General features: G+C 73.3%; 10 protein-coding genes. 6 read left to right on the top strand and 4 right to left on the bottom strand.

Annotated elements, in window-relative coordinates; all coding sequences use genetic code 11:
• Positions 1–11 precede the first annotated feature (11 nt).
• Both cofD and CP973_RS05650 read left to right on the top strand, forming a co-directional pair.
• Positions 12–968 carry a 2-phospho-L-lactate transferase gene (gene cofD / locus CP973_RS05655; RefSeq protein WP_150238123.1) on the top strand — a complete coding sequence of 319 codons (957 nt, stop codon included), beginning with the start codon at positions 12–14 and terminating at the stop codon, positions 966–968.
• On the top strand, positions 965–2317 hold the full coding sequence (locus CP973_RS05650) for a coenzyme F420-0:L-glutamate ligase (protein ID WP_150238121.1): 1353 nt from the start codon (positions 965–967) through the stop codon (positions 2315–2317). The genes cofD and CP973_RS05650 overlap by 4 nt, the downstream gene beginning before the upstream one ends.
• Positions 2318–2342: 25 nt before the next feature.
• Here the strand turns inward: CP973_RS05650 and CP973_RS05645 are convergent, their stop codons facing one another.
• The 3 genes from CP973_RS05645 to CP973_RS05635 form a co-directional block, all read right to left on the bottom strand.
• The gene (locus tag CP973_RS05645) at positions 2343–3257 is read right to left on the bottom strand and encodes a DNA-3-methyladenine glycosylase family protein (protein WP_150238119.1); all 915 of its coding nucleotides are present in this window, start codon (positions 3255–3257) and stop codon (positions 2343–2345) included.
• A 139-nt stretch (positions 3258–3396) separates the two neighbouring features.
• Positions 3397–4479 carry a mannose-1-phosphate guanylyltransferase gene (gene manB / locus CP973_RS05640; protein WP_150238116.1) on the bottom strand — a complete coding sequence of 361 codons (1083 nt, stop codon included), beginning with the start codon at positions 4477–4479 and terminating at the stop codon, positions 3397–3399.
• A 73-nt stretch (positions 4480–4552) separates the two neighbouring features.
• Positions 4553–5959 carry a peptidoglycan recognition protein family protein gene (locus CP973_RS05635; protein WP_150238113.1) on the bottom strand — a complete coding sequence of 469 codons (1407 nt, stop codon included), beginning with the start codon at positions 5957–5959 and terminating at the stop codon, positions 4553–4555.
• Positions 5960–6085: 126 nt separating this feature from the next.
• Here CP973_RS05635 and CP973_RS05630 point away from each other — a divergent pair, with 126 nt between their 5' ends.
• The 4 genes from CP973_RS05630 (at position 6086) to CP973_RS05615 (ending at position 12448) form a co-directional block, all read left to right on the top strand.
• Positions 6086–6838, top strand: a complete 753-nt coding sequence (locus CP973_RS05630) for a TIGR03089 family protein (protein ID WP_150238111.1) — start codon at positions 6086–6088, stop codon at positions 6836–6838.
• A 170-nt stretch (positions 6839–7008) separates the two neighbouring features.
• Positions 7009–8304: an LCP family protein gene (locus tag CP973_RS05625; RefSeq protein ID WP_150238109.1), complete on the top strand. Its 1296-nt coding sequence runs from the start codon at positions 7009–7011 to the stop codon at positions 8302–8304.
• 229 nt (positions 8305–8533) lie between these two features.
• Positions 8534–10324, top strand: a complete 1791-nt coding sequence (locus CP973_RS05620; protein ID WP_150238107.1) for an LCP family protein — start codon at positions 8534–8536, stop codon at positions 10322–10324.
• A 108-nt stretch (positions 10325–10432) separates the two neighbouring features.
• On the top strand, positions 10433–12448 hold the full coding sequence (locus tag CP973_RS05615; protein WP_150238105.1) for an LCP family protein: 2016 nt from the start codon (positions 10433–10435) through the stop codon (positions 12446–12448).
• Here the strand turns inward: CP973_RS05615 and CP973_RS05610 are convergent.
• Positions 12436–13542, bottom strand: a complete 1107-nt coding sequence (locus CP973_RS05610) for a polyprenyl synthetase family protein (RefSeq protein WP_150238103.1) — start codon at positions 13540–13542, stop codon at positions 12436–12438. The genes CP973_RS05615 and CP973_RS05610 overlap by 13 nt on opposite strands.
• Between the last annotated feature and the right edge of the window lie 44 nt (positions 13543–13586).

Below are 13586 nucleotides of genomic sequence, written 5' to 3'. Positions count from 1 at the left end.
ATGCTGGCCCCATGCGCATTGTGGTTCTCGCCGGCGGCATCGGCGGCGCCCGCTTCCTGCGGGGTCTGAAAGCAGCGGCGCCGGACGCCGACATCACGGTCATCGGCAACACCGGTGACGACATCCACCTGTTCGGGCTGAAGGTCTGTCCCGACCTCGACACCGTGATGTACACGCTCGGCGGCGGCATCAACGAGGAACAGGGCTGGGGCCGGGCCGACGAGACCTTCCGGGTGAAGGAGGAGCTGGCGGCCTACGGGGTCGGTCCCGAGTGGTTCGGGCTCGGCGACCGGGACTTCGCCACCCACATCGTCCGTACGCAGATGCTCGGCGCCGGCTACCCGCTCAGCGCGGTGACCGAGGCGCTGTGCGCGCGCTGGAAGCCCGGGGTGCGGCTGCTGCCGATGTCGGACGACCGCGTCGAGACCCATGTGGCCGTGGACATCGACGGCGAGCGCAAGGCCGTCCACTTCCAGGAGTACTGGGTACGGCTGCGCGCCTCGGTCGACGCGCAGGCCGTGGTGCCGGTCGGCGCCGAACAGGCCAAGCCCGCGCCGGGCGTGCTGGAGGCCATCGCCGAGGCGGACGTGGTGCTCTTCCCGCCGTCCAACCCGGTGGTGAGCGTCGGCACGATCCTGGCGGTGCCGGGCGTGCGCGAGGCGATCGCGGACGCCGGGGTGCCGGTGGTCGGGCTGTCGCCGATCGTCGGGGACGCGCCGGTGCGCGGCATGGCGGACAAGGTGCTGGCGGCGGTCGGCGTCGAGTCGACGGCCGCGGCGGTGGCCGAGCACTACGGCTCCGGGCTGCTGGACGGCTGGCTCGTGGACACGGTGGACGCCGCCGCGGTGCCCCGGGTCGAAGAGGCGGGCATCCGCTGCAAGGCCGTACCGCTGATGATGACGGACCTGGACGCGACGGCCGCGATGGCCCGCGAGGCGCTGGCGCTGGCCGAGGAGGTCCGCGCGTGAGCGGGCCCGGGGCCGCCCCCGCGTACCGGGTGTGGGCGCTGCCCGGCATCCCCGAGGTGCGGGCCGGCGACGACCTCGCCAAGATCATCGCGGCCGCGGCGACCGCCGACGGGCTGCCCGGCCTGGCCGACGGCGATGTGCTGCTGGTGACCTCGAAGATCGTCAGCAAGGCGGAGGGCCGGATCATGGAGGCCGCCGACCGCGAGGCGGCCATCGACCGGGAGACGGTACGGGTCGTGGCGCGCCGCGGCACGCTGCGCATCGTGGAGAACCGGCAGGGCCTGGTCATGGCGGCGGCGGGCGTGGACGCCTCCAACACCCCGGCCGGTACGGTCCTGTTGCTGCCCGAGGACCCGGACGCCTCGGCCCGCGCGATCCGCGACGGGCTGCTGGCCGCGCTGGGCGTGCGCGTCGGGGTCGTCGTCAGCGACACCTTCGGGCGGCCGTGGCGCAGCGGGCTGACGGACGTCGCGATCGGCGCGGCCGGGGTGCGGGTGCTGGACGACCTGCGCGGCGGCGTGGACGCGTACGGCAATCCGCTCAGCGCGACGGTGGTCGCCACCGCCGACGAACTGGCCGCGGCGGGCGACCTGGTGAAGGGCAAGGCGGCCGGGCTGCCGGTGGCGGTGGTCCGCGGGCTGCCCCACGTGGTGCGCGACGGCGGTACGGACGGGACCGGCGACGGGGACGACGCCGGGGCCCGGGAGCTGGTGCGCTCCGCCGCCGACGACATGTTCCGGCTCGGCACCTCCGAGGCGGTGCGGGAAGCGGTGACCCTGCGGCGTACGGTCCGCGAGTTCACCGACGACCCGGTGGACCCGGGCGCGGTCCGGCGCGCGGTCGCCGCCGCGGTCACCGCGCCCGCGCCGCACCACACCACGCCCTGGCGCTTCGTCCTGCTGGAGTCCGAGCGCTCGCGTACGGAACTGCTGGACGCGATGCGGGACGCGTGGATCGCCGACCTGCGCGGGGACGGTTTCGGCGAGGAGTCGATCGCCAAGCGGGTACGCCGGGGCGATGTGCTGCGCAAGGCGCCGTACCTGGTCGTGCCGTGCCTGGTGACGGACGGCTCGCACACGTATCCGGACGCGCGGCGCAACGCCGCCGAGCGGGAGATGTTCGTCGTCGCCAACGGCGCGGGCATCCAGAACTTCCTGGTCGCGCTGGCCGGGGAGCGGCTGGGGTCGGCGTGGGTGTCCTCGACGATGTTCTGCCGCGACGTCGTACGGGACGTGCTGGGCCTGCCGGCGGACTGGGACCCGATGGGCGCGGTGGCCGTGGGCCGCCCGGCGGCACCGCCCCGGCCGCGCCCGGCGCGCACGGCGGACGACTTCGTCGTGGTGCGCTGAGCGCTCGTACGCCTGCCGCGCGCTGCTAGAGCCGCGCGATGTCCCCCACGGGGAAGCGCGGCGCGCGGCGCGGCAGGGTGCGGCCGGACAGCAGGATGAAGCGGGCGGCGCGGTGGCGCTGGCCCTCGTAGGGGGCGAGCAGTTCGAGCATCTGCGCGTCGGTACCGTCGCGCCGCCCGGTCAACGCGTAGCCGACGATGCGCGGCAGGTGCAGGTCGCCGACGGTGATCGCGTCGGGCGCGCCGTTGGAGCGCTGGAGCGCCTCGGCGGCCGTCCACGGGCCGATGCCCTGCACCAGCTGGAGCCGGTGCAGGGCGTCCGGCAGGTCCATGGCCGCGGCCTCTTCGAGGCGGCGGGCGACGCGTACGGCCCGCAGGATCGTGGCCGACCGCTTGTGGTCGACGCCCGCGCGGTGCCACTCCCAGGACGGGATCAGCGCCCAGCCGCGCGGGTCGGGCATCACCCGCAGCCGGTCCCAGGGGCCGGGCGCGGGCTCGCCGTGCCGCTGGAGGAGGAGGCGCCAGGCGCGGTACGCCTCGTCGGAGGTGACCTTCTGCTCCAGGATCGAGGGGATCAGCGACTCCAGGACCAGCCCGGTGCGGGCCAGGCGTACGCCGGGGTGGCGGCGGCGCGCTTCGTGGACGAGGCGGTGCCGCGGGGTGAAGGCCGCCGGGTCGTCCCCCTCGCCCAGCAGGGCGGGCAGCCCGTCGAGCATCCACTCCGCGCCCGGACCCCACGCCTCGGCCTCGATCTGCCCGGCGCCGGGCCGCGCCCGTACGCACAGGGTGGCCGGGCCTTGCGGCGTGCGGCTGGCCCGCCAGACGGCGCCGTCCGCCACCCGGAACGCCGGGTCGCCGGGCCCGCGCCCGAGCACACCGAGGGTGCGGTGCAGGTCGTACGGCCCGGGCGGGACCCAGGTGCGGCGGAGGGGGGCGGGCATTCGGCCAGGGTAAGTGATGCGGGTGTGCGGTGACGGGGCCCGCGGTTCCCGAGTGGCAGGGGTCTCCCCCGGCCTGCCGCCCCGGGAGAGCGGCCTGCTGGTCCCCGGCCGAGCGGTCTGCCGGCCCCGGGAGAGCGGCCTACTGGTCCGACGAGAACCGCACGGACGCCTCGGGTATCTCCGCGCCGCACCACACCCGTATGCCGTCGCGCAGCTCGTTGTCGGCGCCGATGACCGCGCCGTCGCCGATGACCGCGCCTTCCAGGACCGTACGGGCGCCGATGCGGGCCCCGGCGCCGATCAGCGAGTCGTGGACGCGGGCGCCGGGCTCGACGACGGCGCCCTCCAGGACCGCGCTGCCGTCGATGCGCGCGCCCGCGCCAACCCGGGCGCGGGGGCCGATGGCGGTGCCGCCGGTGAGCTTGGCGTCCGGGGCCACGTCGGCGGAGTCCAGTACCAGCCGGTCGCCGCAGCGGCCGGGGACGGCCGGGGACGGGGCGCGGCCCAGCACCAGGTCGGCGGAGCCGCGGACGAAGGCGTGCGGGGTGCCCAGGTCGAGCCAGTAGGTGGAGTCGACCATGCCCTGGAGGTGGGCGCCGTCCGCCAGCAGGCCGGGGAAGGTCTCGCGTTCGACGGAGACCGGGCGGCCGGTGGGGATGGTGTCGATGACCGAGCGGTTGAAGACGTAGGCGCCCGCGTTGATCTGGTCGGTGACGATCTCCTCGGGCGTCTGCGGCTTCTCCAGGAAGGCGGTGACCCGGCCGGTGGCGTCGGTGGGCACCAGGCCGAAGGCGCGCGGGTCGGCGACCTTGGTCAGGTGCAGCGAGACATCGGCGCCCGTGGTGCGGTGGGTGTCGACCAGTGCCTCGATGTCCAGTCCGGTGAGGATGTCGCCGTTGAAGATCAGGACCGGGTCGTCGGGTGCCGAGTGCAGGCGGGAGGCGACGTTGCGGATGGCGCCGCCGGTGCCCAGCGGCTCCTCCTCGGTGACGTACTCCAGGTGGAGGCCGAGCGCGGACCCGTCGCCGAAGTACGGTTCGAAGACCTCGGCGAGGTAGGAGGTGGCCAGCACGATGTGCTCCACGCCCGCCGCGCGGGCGCGCGCCAGCTGGTGGGTGAGGAAGGGGACACCGGCTGCCGGGACCATGGGCTTGGGCGTGTGCACCGTCAGCGGGCGCAGCCGGGTGCCCTTGCCGCCGACCAGGAGGATCGCTTCTGTCACCTTGTCTTCTCTGCTTCCTGCTGGGGTCGGCCGGTCGGCGGACCAGTGTAGGCAGATGCTTTCGAACGGACTTTCAGCGGCCCTGCAGGCGCGCCGCGGAACTGCGTACGCTGCCGAGTTTCCCGTAGAGGCGGTCACCGGGGCACTCGGTGGAGAAGCCGTCCCGGTGGCCCGAGATGACGTGCAGCCTAGCCCGGGTGCCCTTCTTGTACCGGTTGCCTCCGCCGGAAACTAGGGATGTTGTGGTGCGCGGGTCCATCCCGTACAACCCGAGTTTCCACGCCGTCAGCCGCGCCACCGCGGAAACGGCCGAGGTTGGCGGATTTGCATTCTCGAACGCCCCGAGCACGGCGATGCCCATGGTGTTCTCGTTGAAACCGCGGGTGTGCGCGCCCTTGACCGGCTTGGTGACGCCGCCCGCCCGGCCTTCGTAGACGGTGCCGCACTTGTCGACGAGGAAGTTGTAGCCGATGTCCCGCCAGCCGCTGCTCCTGACGTGGTAGCGGTAGATGCTGCGCACGACGGAAGGGGCCTGCCGGCACGCGTAGTTGTTGCCGGTGGCGCTGTGGTGGACGAAGGCCGCCTTGACGGTCCTGGTGTAGGCGAACCTCCGCTCGCGCAGCCGCTCGTCGGCGCCCCAGCCGGCCCGGGTGACGATGGCCGGGCGCGGGCCGACGTGCGAGCGGGCCTCGGCGGGCGGCCGGGAGGTGCCGGGGCGGGGGGTGCTGGAGGAGTTCGCCGTCGGGTCGTCGTCATCGTCGCGGGGGCGGGCGGGCGTGTTCACCCCCGGGATGCGGAAGACGCCGAGCAGGGAGCCGAGGGCGGAGCCGACGGAGCCGAGGGCTCCGCTGCCGCCCGGCGGCGTCGGGCTGCCTTCGCCGGTCCGCGCCGCGCGCACCTGGGTGGAGTCCTCGCCGGGGTCGACGAGTTCCAGGTGCATGCCGGCGGGCAGCGCCCGGCGCTCCGGTGCGCGGCCGGTGCCGCCGTGCTCCGGGACGACGCGCAGTTCCACGGCGTCGGAGGAGCCGACCCACAGGGGCGCGGTGCTGCCCCGTACCGAGCCGCGCCCCTCGGAGGAGCGCGGGTCGGGCGCGTCGTCGTCGTGTGCCTGGATGTCCTGCCAGCCGGACCAGCCGGTGCCGCCGACGGGCCGGGTACGGACCTGGACGCGGCCGTCGAGCGCGGCCGCCGGGTCGTCCCAGACGACACCGACCAGCGAGAACGGGGCGACGCCGTAGGCGGCCAGGCCCTGGGCGCCGGGTGCCGCGCCGCGGTCCGACGACCGCAGGGGGTGCAGCGGGAGGGAGCGGGTGCTGCCGGGGATGCCGTCCGGGGCGGCCGGTGCGGACGGCGCGCGGGCCGTGCCGGTGGCGGAGGCGGCGGCGCGTTCCGGGGCGGTCGCGCCGGCGGGGAGGGCGAGCGGGAGGGTGAGGGCGGCGGTGCACGTCACGGCGATCGAGGTAGCAAGAATGGCACGCATGGAGAAATCGTGAACGAATAGGGCATAACACGCCATTCGTAATCTGACGGCGCGTCGGCCCGCACGCCCCGCGCCCGCCCGCCGTCCGGCTGACCGCCGGCCGCCCCCGCGCGTACCCTGACGCCGATGAACACCACCGATCGCACCCCCGCCGACCTGCTGCGTTCCGCGCTCGCCGCGGACCCGTCCCGGCCGCTGGTGACCTTTTACGACGATGCCACCGGCGAGCGCGTGGAACTGTCCGTGGCCACCTTCGCCAATTGGGTGGCGAAGACCGCCAACTACCTCCAGGACGACCTGGCCGCCGAGCCCGGCGACCGGCTGGCCCTGCTGCTGCCCGCCCACTGGCAGACCGCCGTATGGCTGCTGGCCTGCTCCTCGGTCGGTGTGGTCGCCGACATCGGCGGCGACCCGGCGGCGGCCGACCTCGTCGTGAGCGGCCCGGAGACCCTGGAGGAGGCGCGCGCCTGCTCCGGCGAGCGGGTGGCGCTGGCCCTGCGCCCGCTGGGCGGCCGCTTCCCGCAGCCGCCGGAGGGCTTCGCGGACTACGCGGCCGAGGTGCCCGGCCAGGGCGACCGGTTCGCGCCGTACGCGCCGGTGGCCCCGCAGGACCCGGCCCTGGCGGTGGACGGCCGGGAGCTGACCGGCGCCGAGGCCGTGGCGGCGGCGCTGGCCGACGCGTCGGAGCGCGGGCTGTCCGCCGGCTCCCGGCTGCTGTCCGGCCTGCCGTACGACACCTGGGCGGGCCTGTCCGCCGGGCTGCTGGCCCCGCTGGCCGCGGGCGGCTCGGTCGTCCTGTGCCGCAACCTGGACCGCCTGGACGCGGACGGCCTGGCCAAGCGGGAGGAGAGCGAGCGGGTCACCCACCGGGTGCTCTGAGCCGCCGCTCCCCCGTCCGGCGGACGCCCGGCCCTCCGTGAGGGGCCGGGGCGCGCCGCGCGGGCCATGATCTTGGGGTACGGACGCCGTTGCGCGGGTCCGCTCCCCCGGCCTCCGGAAGCCGGCCCGCGCGGGCGCGACGCCGACTCCGGAGGGATGGGGACGCACTCGTGACCGACAGCCCGGAGAACCCTTCCGGCCGGCCGGGCCCGCACGGCCCGCAGGGCCCCGCCGACGGGACCGGCGCACCCGGCGCCCCGCTCCCCGCGCCGCCGCTGGACCTCACGGCGGAGAGCGGCGCGACGTCCACCGGGCCGGGGCCGCGGCGGCAGTGGCTGCGCCGGGCCGCCGTCGGGCTCTGCGTACTGGTGCTGGCCCTGGCCGGCCTCGGGTGGCTGGTCTACGCCAAGCTGGACGGCAATATCCGCGCCGACTCCGACACCCGTAACGAGCTGGAGAAGTACGAGGCGGAGCGGCCCAGGTCGCAGCCGGGCGGCGCGGAGAACGTCCTGCTGATCGGCACCGACCGGCGCTCCGGGGAGAACAACGGCAAGTACGGCGCGGACAACGGAACGCAGCGCTCGGACACCACGATTCTGCTGCACGCGTCGGGGGACCGGCAGAGCGCGACGGCGGTGAGCATCCCGCGCGATCTGATGGTGCAGATTCCCGAATGCAAGCGCTCCGACGGAAAGCTGTCGCCGCCACAATTCCACCAGTTCAACTGGGCGTTCGAGTTCGCGGGCGCGGCCTGCTCGATCCGTACGGTCGAGAAGATGACGGGCATTCGCATCGATCACCACATGATCGTGGACTTCACCGGCTTCAAGAAAATGGTGGACGCGGTGGACGGGGTGGATGTGTGCCTGGAACGGCCCGTCAACGACGACGAAGCGCAGCTGCGTCTGCCGGCCGGCCGGCAGACGCTGCGCGGCGAGGACGCGCTCGGTTACGTACGGGCCCGCAAGAGCCTGGGCGACGGCAGCGACACCCAGCGCATGGAACGCCAGCAGCAGTTCCTCGCGGCACTGGTGAACAAGGTCAAGAGCAATGGCGTGCTGCTCAATCCCCGCCGGCTCTACCCGCTGCTGGACGCCGCGACGAGTTCCCTGGTCACCGACGAGGACCTGGCGTCGCTGCGCGGTCTGTACGAATGGGTACGCGGCCTGCGCAGCATTCCGACCGAGAAGGTGCAGTTCCTGACCGTTCCGCGACAGGAGTACCGCTACAACGCGGACCGCGACGAACTCGCCCAGCCGGCCGCCGAAGACCTCTTCCGGCAGCTCGGCAAGGACCGCCCGGTGTCCGTACAGCCCACTTCCGCGCCTTCCTCCGCCGCTCCCTCGGGGCCGGGTCCGGCGTCCGGGCCGCGTGAAGATTCCGTGAATGGCGCCGCGGGCGGTTCGCCTTCCCCGTCCGAGCCCACGTTCCGGGGGACCACCGCAGAGCGCGGGATCTGCCGATAAAAGCTCTGCAAAGGTACAGTCGGCTGCTCGAAAGCTGTCGAAAGGTTGGGGCGAATTGCCCAGTTGTAGGGAAGTGGAATTTGTCACGGGCGTCGCTCGACGCTGAACTGGGCGGATAGTGTGAGCGATCCGGTCCGCACCACCAGGCTGACCGCGCATTGCACAACCGACCGACCGAGCGCCTTGAGGGGGAGGCGCCGCGTGGCACCGACGGAGGACACAAGGCACCGTGGACGCGCAAGGCCGTGGGCGAGCGGACGACTTCGATCCCGCTGATCAGTGGGTGTTCGATCCCAACACCGGCAACTACGAGTTGCGGCTGGACCCTGCCGACGCTCCGGCACCGCAGCCGGCCGACCGCGGGACTCCGGCGCCCAGACGCGGCAGCGGACCGGCCGGGCCCGAAGGGGGCCGGGGGGCCGGGAAATCGGGCAGCGGCACGGGGCAAAACGGTTCTGGAGCCGGCGGGCCGCGCCGGCACGGCGACACCCGCGAGCTGCCGGCCCAGCGCGACCGGCGGGCCGGGAGCCGTTCGGCGGGCGGCGGCACGACCGGCGGTACCCCGCCCAGCCGCCGTAAGCCCAAGCCGAAGAAGTCCGCCAAGAAGAAGGCGCTCTACTGGACGTCCGGCGCGCTCGGCTTCGTCCTCGTCGCGGGCTGCGGTGGCGCGTTCTACCTCTACCAGCAGCTGAACGGGAACATCTCCAAGGTCGACGTCGGCAAGGAGAACCCGGCGGTCAAGGACGGCCCGGTCAACATTCTGATCATCGGCACCGACGCCCGCTCCGGGAAGGGCAACCAGGGCTACGGCGACGCGGGCAGCGTGGGCCACGCGGACACCACGATCCTGATGCACGTCTCCAAGGACCGGACCAACGCGACGGCCCTGAGCATCCCCCGCGACATGATCACCGACATCCCGGACTGCCCGACCAAGAAGAACGGCACCACGAAGACCATCCCCGGCGAGCGCAACGTCCGCTTCAACACCAGCCTGGGCCAGGAGGACCGCGACCCCGGCTGCACCTGGCGCACCGTGGAGAAGATGACCGGCCTGTCCATAGATCACTTCATGATGGCCGACTTCAACGCGGTCAAGGAGCTGTCCGAGGCGGTGGACGGCGTGGAGGTGTGCGCCGCGAAGCCGATAGACGACCCGAAGTCGCATCTGCACCTTCCGGCGGGCAAGAGCGTCGTCAAGGGCGAGCAGGCGCTGGCGTTCGTCCGTACCCGGCACTCCGTCGGCACCGGCAGCGACCTGAGCCGCATCAAGCTCCAGCAGCAGTTCATCGGCTCGATGATCCGCAAGATGAAGTCCGGCGACACCCTCACCAGCGTGCCCAAGCTCTACGACCTGGCCCAGGCCGCCACCAAGGCGCTCACCGTGGACACCGGGATCGGCAGCGCGGGCAAGCTCGTGGACCTGGCCAAGGACCTCAGCCGGGTCGACATCAAGAACATCACTTTCGCCACAGTGCCCGTCCTGGACAACCCGAAGGACCGTGCGACCGTCGTACTGGACGAGGCGAAGGCCGCGCCGCTGTTCCAGATGATCCGCGCCGACCATTCGCTGTCCAAGACCGACGGGAAGGACGAGAAGAAGGACAAGGGCACCTCGGACGACAAGCAGGTTCCCAAGGCTCCGGCCGACAAGGTCCGGGTCGATGTCAGCAACGGCGGCGGGCCGATCGGGGCCGCGCAGGAGACGGTGGACTGGCTGCAGAACAGCAAGGCCGCGAAGCTCTCGACGAACGCCGGCAACGCGCCGACGAAGCTGGCCGCCACCCGGCTGGAGTACGCGCCCAACCAGGCCGACCAGGCCGCCACCCTGGCCGACTGGATGGGCCTGCCCAAGAGCGCGCTGAAGAAGACCACCGCGGACGCGGGGCCGAAGGTCCCGATGAAGCTGATCCTCGGCAAGGACTTCCAGGGAGCGGGCAAGTCGATCGAGGCGCCGGCCAAGACGCCGGACGGCGTGCAGAACGTGAACGCCGACGACAAGAACATCTGCGCCAAGTAGCCGCACACCGGCCGGGCTCCCCGGCCGGACCACGGCTGCACGGGGCAGCCGAACGACCAAGCGAGCCCCGGCCGCCGTGACCGGCGCCGACTGACGGGGGAGAACCCAATGCGGCAGAGCAGTGTGCGCGGAAACGGACCGCGCCGGCGCCGGCCGGACGCCAAGGATCTGGGCTGGGACGACAGCCTGTACGAGGACGAGGAGAACGGAGCGGCGGGAGCCGGGGCAGGGCGTACAAGACCCGCGCAGAACCCGGGGAGCGTGCCGAATCCCCGGAGCGGGGAGAACTCGCAGAACCGTCAGGCTCCCCGGAATGCGCAGAACGCGGGAGCTGCCGGCGCCGCAGCTCCCGCCGCTCCCCCGGCTCCCGCCGCTCCCGCCGTTCCGGGCATCACCGGTACGCCGGTGGCCGGGGGCGGCCGGACCGCGACGCCTCCGGTGATCACCGGAGGCGTCAAGGGCCCCGCCACCGCCGCAACCACCGGCACCGCCACCGCCACAAAAGCCGCGCAGGTCACGCAGGACACGCAGGCAACGGCGGCGGAGCCCGCCGCCGCCCCGGCCGACGCCCCCGCCCCCGAGGGCGCCGGGGACACCGACCCCACCGCCAAAGGCACCCGCCGCGCCGGCAAACCGCGCGGCAAGGCCAAGCGCGTGCTGCGCTGGAGCGCGATATCCCTGGCCGTGCTGCTGGTCGGCACGGCCGGAGCCGCTTACTGGTACTACGAGCACCTCAACAGCAATCTCCGCAAGGACGCCCTCGACCTGGGCTCCGGCGGCCTGGAGAAGCCCCAGCCGAACGCCTTCGGGCAGACCCCGCTGAACATCCTGCTGCTCGGCTCGGACGGCCGGAACAGCGAGAAGAACATCGAGCTCGGCGGCGCCCGCCAGGACGCGGACCGCAAGCCGCTGGCGGACGTGCAGATGCTGGTGCACGTCTCCGCCGACCGCAGCAACATGTCGGTCATCTCGATCCCGCGCGACACCCGCGTGACGATCCCGAAGTGCACCGACCCGGACGACGGCAAGGTCTATCCGCAGACCACCGCGGCCATCAACACCTCGCTCCAGCACGGCGGCCCCGGCTGCACGGTCGCCACCTGGAAGGAGCTGACCGGCATCTACATCGACCACTTCATGATGGTCGACTTCGCCGGCGTGGTGGACATGGCGGACGCCATCGGCGGAGTCCCCGTGTGTGTGGACAAGAACGTCTACTCACACGACAAGAAGGGCCACGGCAGCGGTCTGAAGCTGACCGCGGGCACCCACTCGGTCAAGGGCGTCCAGGCCCTCCAGTGGCTGCGCACCCGGTACGGCTTCGAGGACAACACCGACATCGGCCGGGCCAAGGCCCAGCACATGTACATGAACTCGATGGTCCGCGAGCTCAAGGCGGGCACCAAGCTCACCGACCCGATGAAGCTGCGCGACCTGGCCGAGGCCGCCACCAAGGCGCTGACCGTGGACGAGGGCCTGGGCAGCGTGAAGAAGCTGTACGACCTGGGCGGCGACCTCCAGCGGGTGCCGACCGAGCGGATCACGATGGTCACCATGCCGTGGCAGTACGCGGCGGGCGGCGAGTACGTCGTGCCCAAGCCCGGGGACGCCGAGCAGACCTTCTCCCTGCTGCGCAACGACACCGCGCTGGACGGCAAGGACCAGAAGAAAAAGAAGCCGGCGCCCGAGCCGAAGCCGACGACCGCCAAGGACAAGCTGGACGTCATCGTGCAGAACGGCACCAACAGCACGGTCCGCGGCCCGGTGTCCGGCCGCGCGAACGTCATCCACAACCAACTGGTGTCCCTCGGCTACACGGGTGCCTCCACGGACTCCAGCCTCACCACCCAGGCCGACACCACGATCACCTACCCGGCCAGGCAGGGCAGCGGTGACGCCCTCGCCCTCGCGAAGGCCCTCGGCCTGCCCAAGTCCGCCCTCAAGGAGTCCAGTACGGCCACCCGCATGCGGCTGGTGATCGGCAACGACTGGCGCAAGGGCACCTCGTTCCCGAAGCCGCCGGACGAGAAGAAGGAGGCCGACAAGGCCCCGGACAGCGCCGACGCCCTCAACGGCGAGGACAAGAAGGCCTGCATGAAGGTGAATCCGGCCTACACCTTCTGACCGGACCGGTCCCGGGTGCGGCCGGCCGGCACCGCCGGGCCCGGGGGCAGGGTGCAGTGCGCGCCGTGCGGCCCCGCCGGGGCGACGGCGCACGCGGTGGTCCGTACCTCGTCGTCCACCCGCCGGTGCAGGCAGGCGGTGAACGGCGAGTCGGGGGCGAGGGTGTCCAGCAGGGCGTGGGCGCGCTGGTGGACGTCCGCGAGGAACCGCTGGTACGGGGCCAGCACGTCCGGGTCGAACATCATGGCGGCCAGTTCCCGGCGGTCGGCGGCCGAGTCGGCGGCCCGGCCGAGGAGTTGCAGGGCGCGTTCCCGGTCCGCGTCGGGCGCCGTGTGCAGCAGCTGGACCAGCAGGTAGGTGGCGGTCCGGTTGCCGAGGTCCTCGTGGTGGCCGGAGCGCAGGTCGTCCTCGTCGTTGCGGAACTGCGCGAGCAGGCCGACGGCCTGGCCGAACTCGCCCCAGACGGCGGCGCGCGGGTCGTCGGCGCCGTCCGCGCCGAGCGCGAGGCGGGCCGCCATGGTGGCGGCCATGCCGTAGACCGCGCCGCTCTTGTGCCGGTAGACGGTCAGCACCTCCTCGGGGCTGGTGGTGGTCGGCGAGCCGAGGAGGTCGCCCACCTGTCCGTCGCAGGCGGCGGTCCAGCCGTCGAGGAAGTCCGCGGCCAGCCGGTCGCGCAGCGCCGCGGGCACCGGCAGGGTGGTCAGGGCGCGCAGCGGCAGGGCGTAACCGCACTCCAGGGCCGCGATCAGCACGGCGGCCGGGTCGCTCCCGTACAGCCGGGTGTCCTGGCCGCCGTCCGACACGTCGTCGAAGGTGTTGGCGGCCCGCCACCACAGGACATGCGCCCCGGCCACCGGCACGGCCGGCTCCAGGGAGCCGTCGACCGCGCCGTGCACGAGGAGCGGCAGCGCGCATTCGAGTGGGGTGCGGCGGCCGTCGGCGACCAGCCGTTCGAGGGCGGGCCGCAGATGCGCGTACCGGGGCCGGTAGCCGTCGAGGAGCCCGGCCAGGTACTGCCGTACCCGCGGCAGGGCCTCGGTGAGCCGGTCTTCGGCGGTCGGCCGCGCGGCGGCGGGCCGGGGATGAGAGGACAAGCGGTTCTCCGTACGGTCGGGAGGGAGCGGAGGGCCTTCCGGGG

The sequence above is a fragment of the Streptomyces albofaciens JCM 4342 genome (genome assembly GCF_008634025.1).
GTDB classification, from domain to species: domain Bacteria; phylum Actinomycetota; class Actinomycetes; order Streptomycetales; family Streptomycetaceae; genus Streptomyces; species Streptomyces albofaciens.
Note: the sequence above shows the minus strand (reverse complement) of the source record. Positions and strands in the feature narration are given on the sequence as shown.

What these genes read in the sequence shown, in the direction of transcription:
- cofD (WP_150238123.1), top strand. Translation starts at nt 12, where the DNA reads ATGCGCATTGTGGTTCTCGCCGGCGGCATCGGCGGCGCCCGCTTCCTG.
- CP973_RS05645 (WP_150238119.1), bottom strand. Translation starts at nt 3,257, where the DNA reads ATGCCCGCCCCCCTCCGCCGCACCTGGGTCCCGCCCGGGCCGTACGAC.
- CP973_RS05635 (WP_150238113.1), bottom strand. Translation starts at nt 5,959, where the DNA reads ATGCGTGCCATTCTTGCTACCTCGATCGCCGTGACGTGCACCGCCGCC.
- CP973_RS05630 (WP_150238111.1), top strand. Translation starts at nt 6,086, where the DNA reads ATGAACACCACCGATCGCACCCCCGCCGACCTGCTGCGTTCCGCGCTC.
- CP973_RS05615 (WP_150238105.1), top strand. Translation starts at nt 10,433, where the DNA reads ATGCGGCAGAGCAGTGTGCGCGGAAACGGACCGCGCCGGCGCCGGCCG.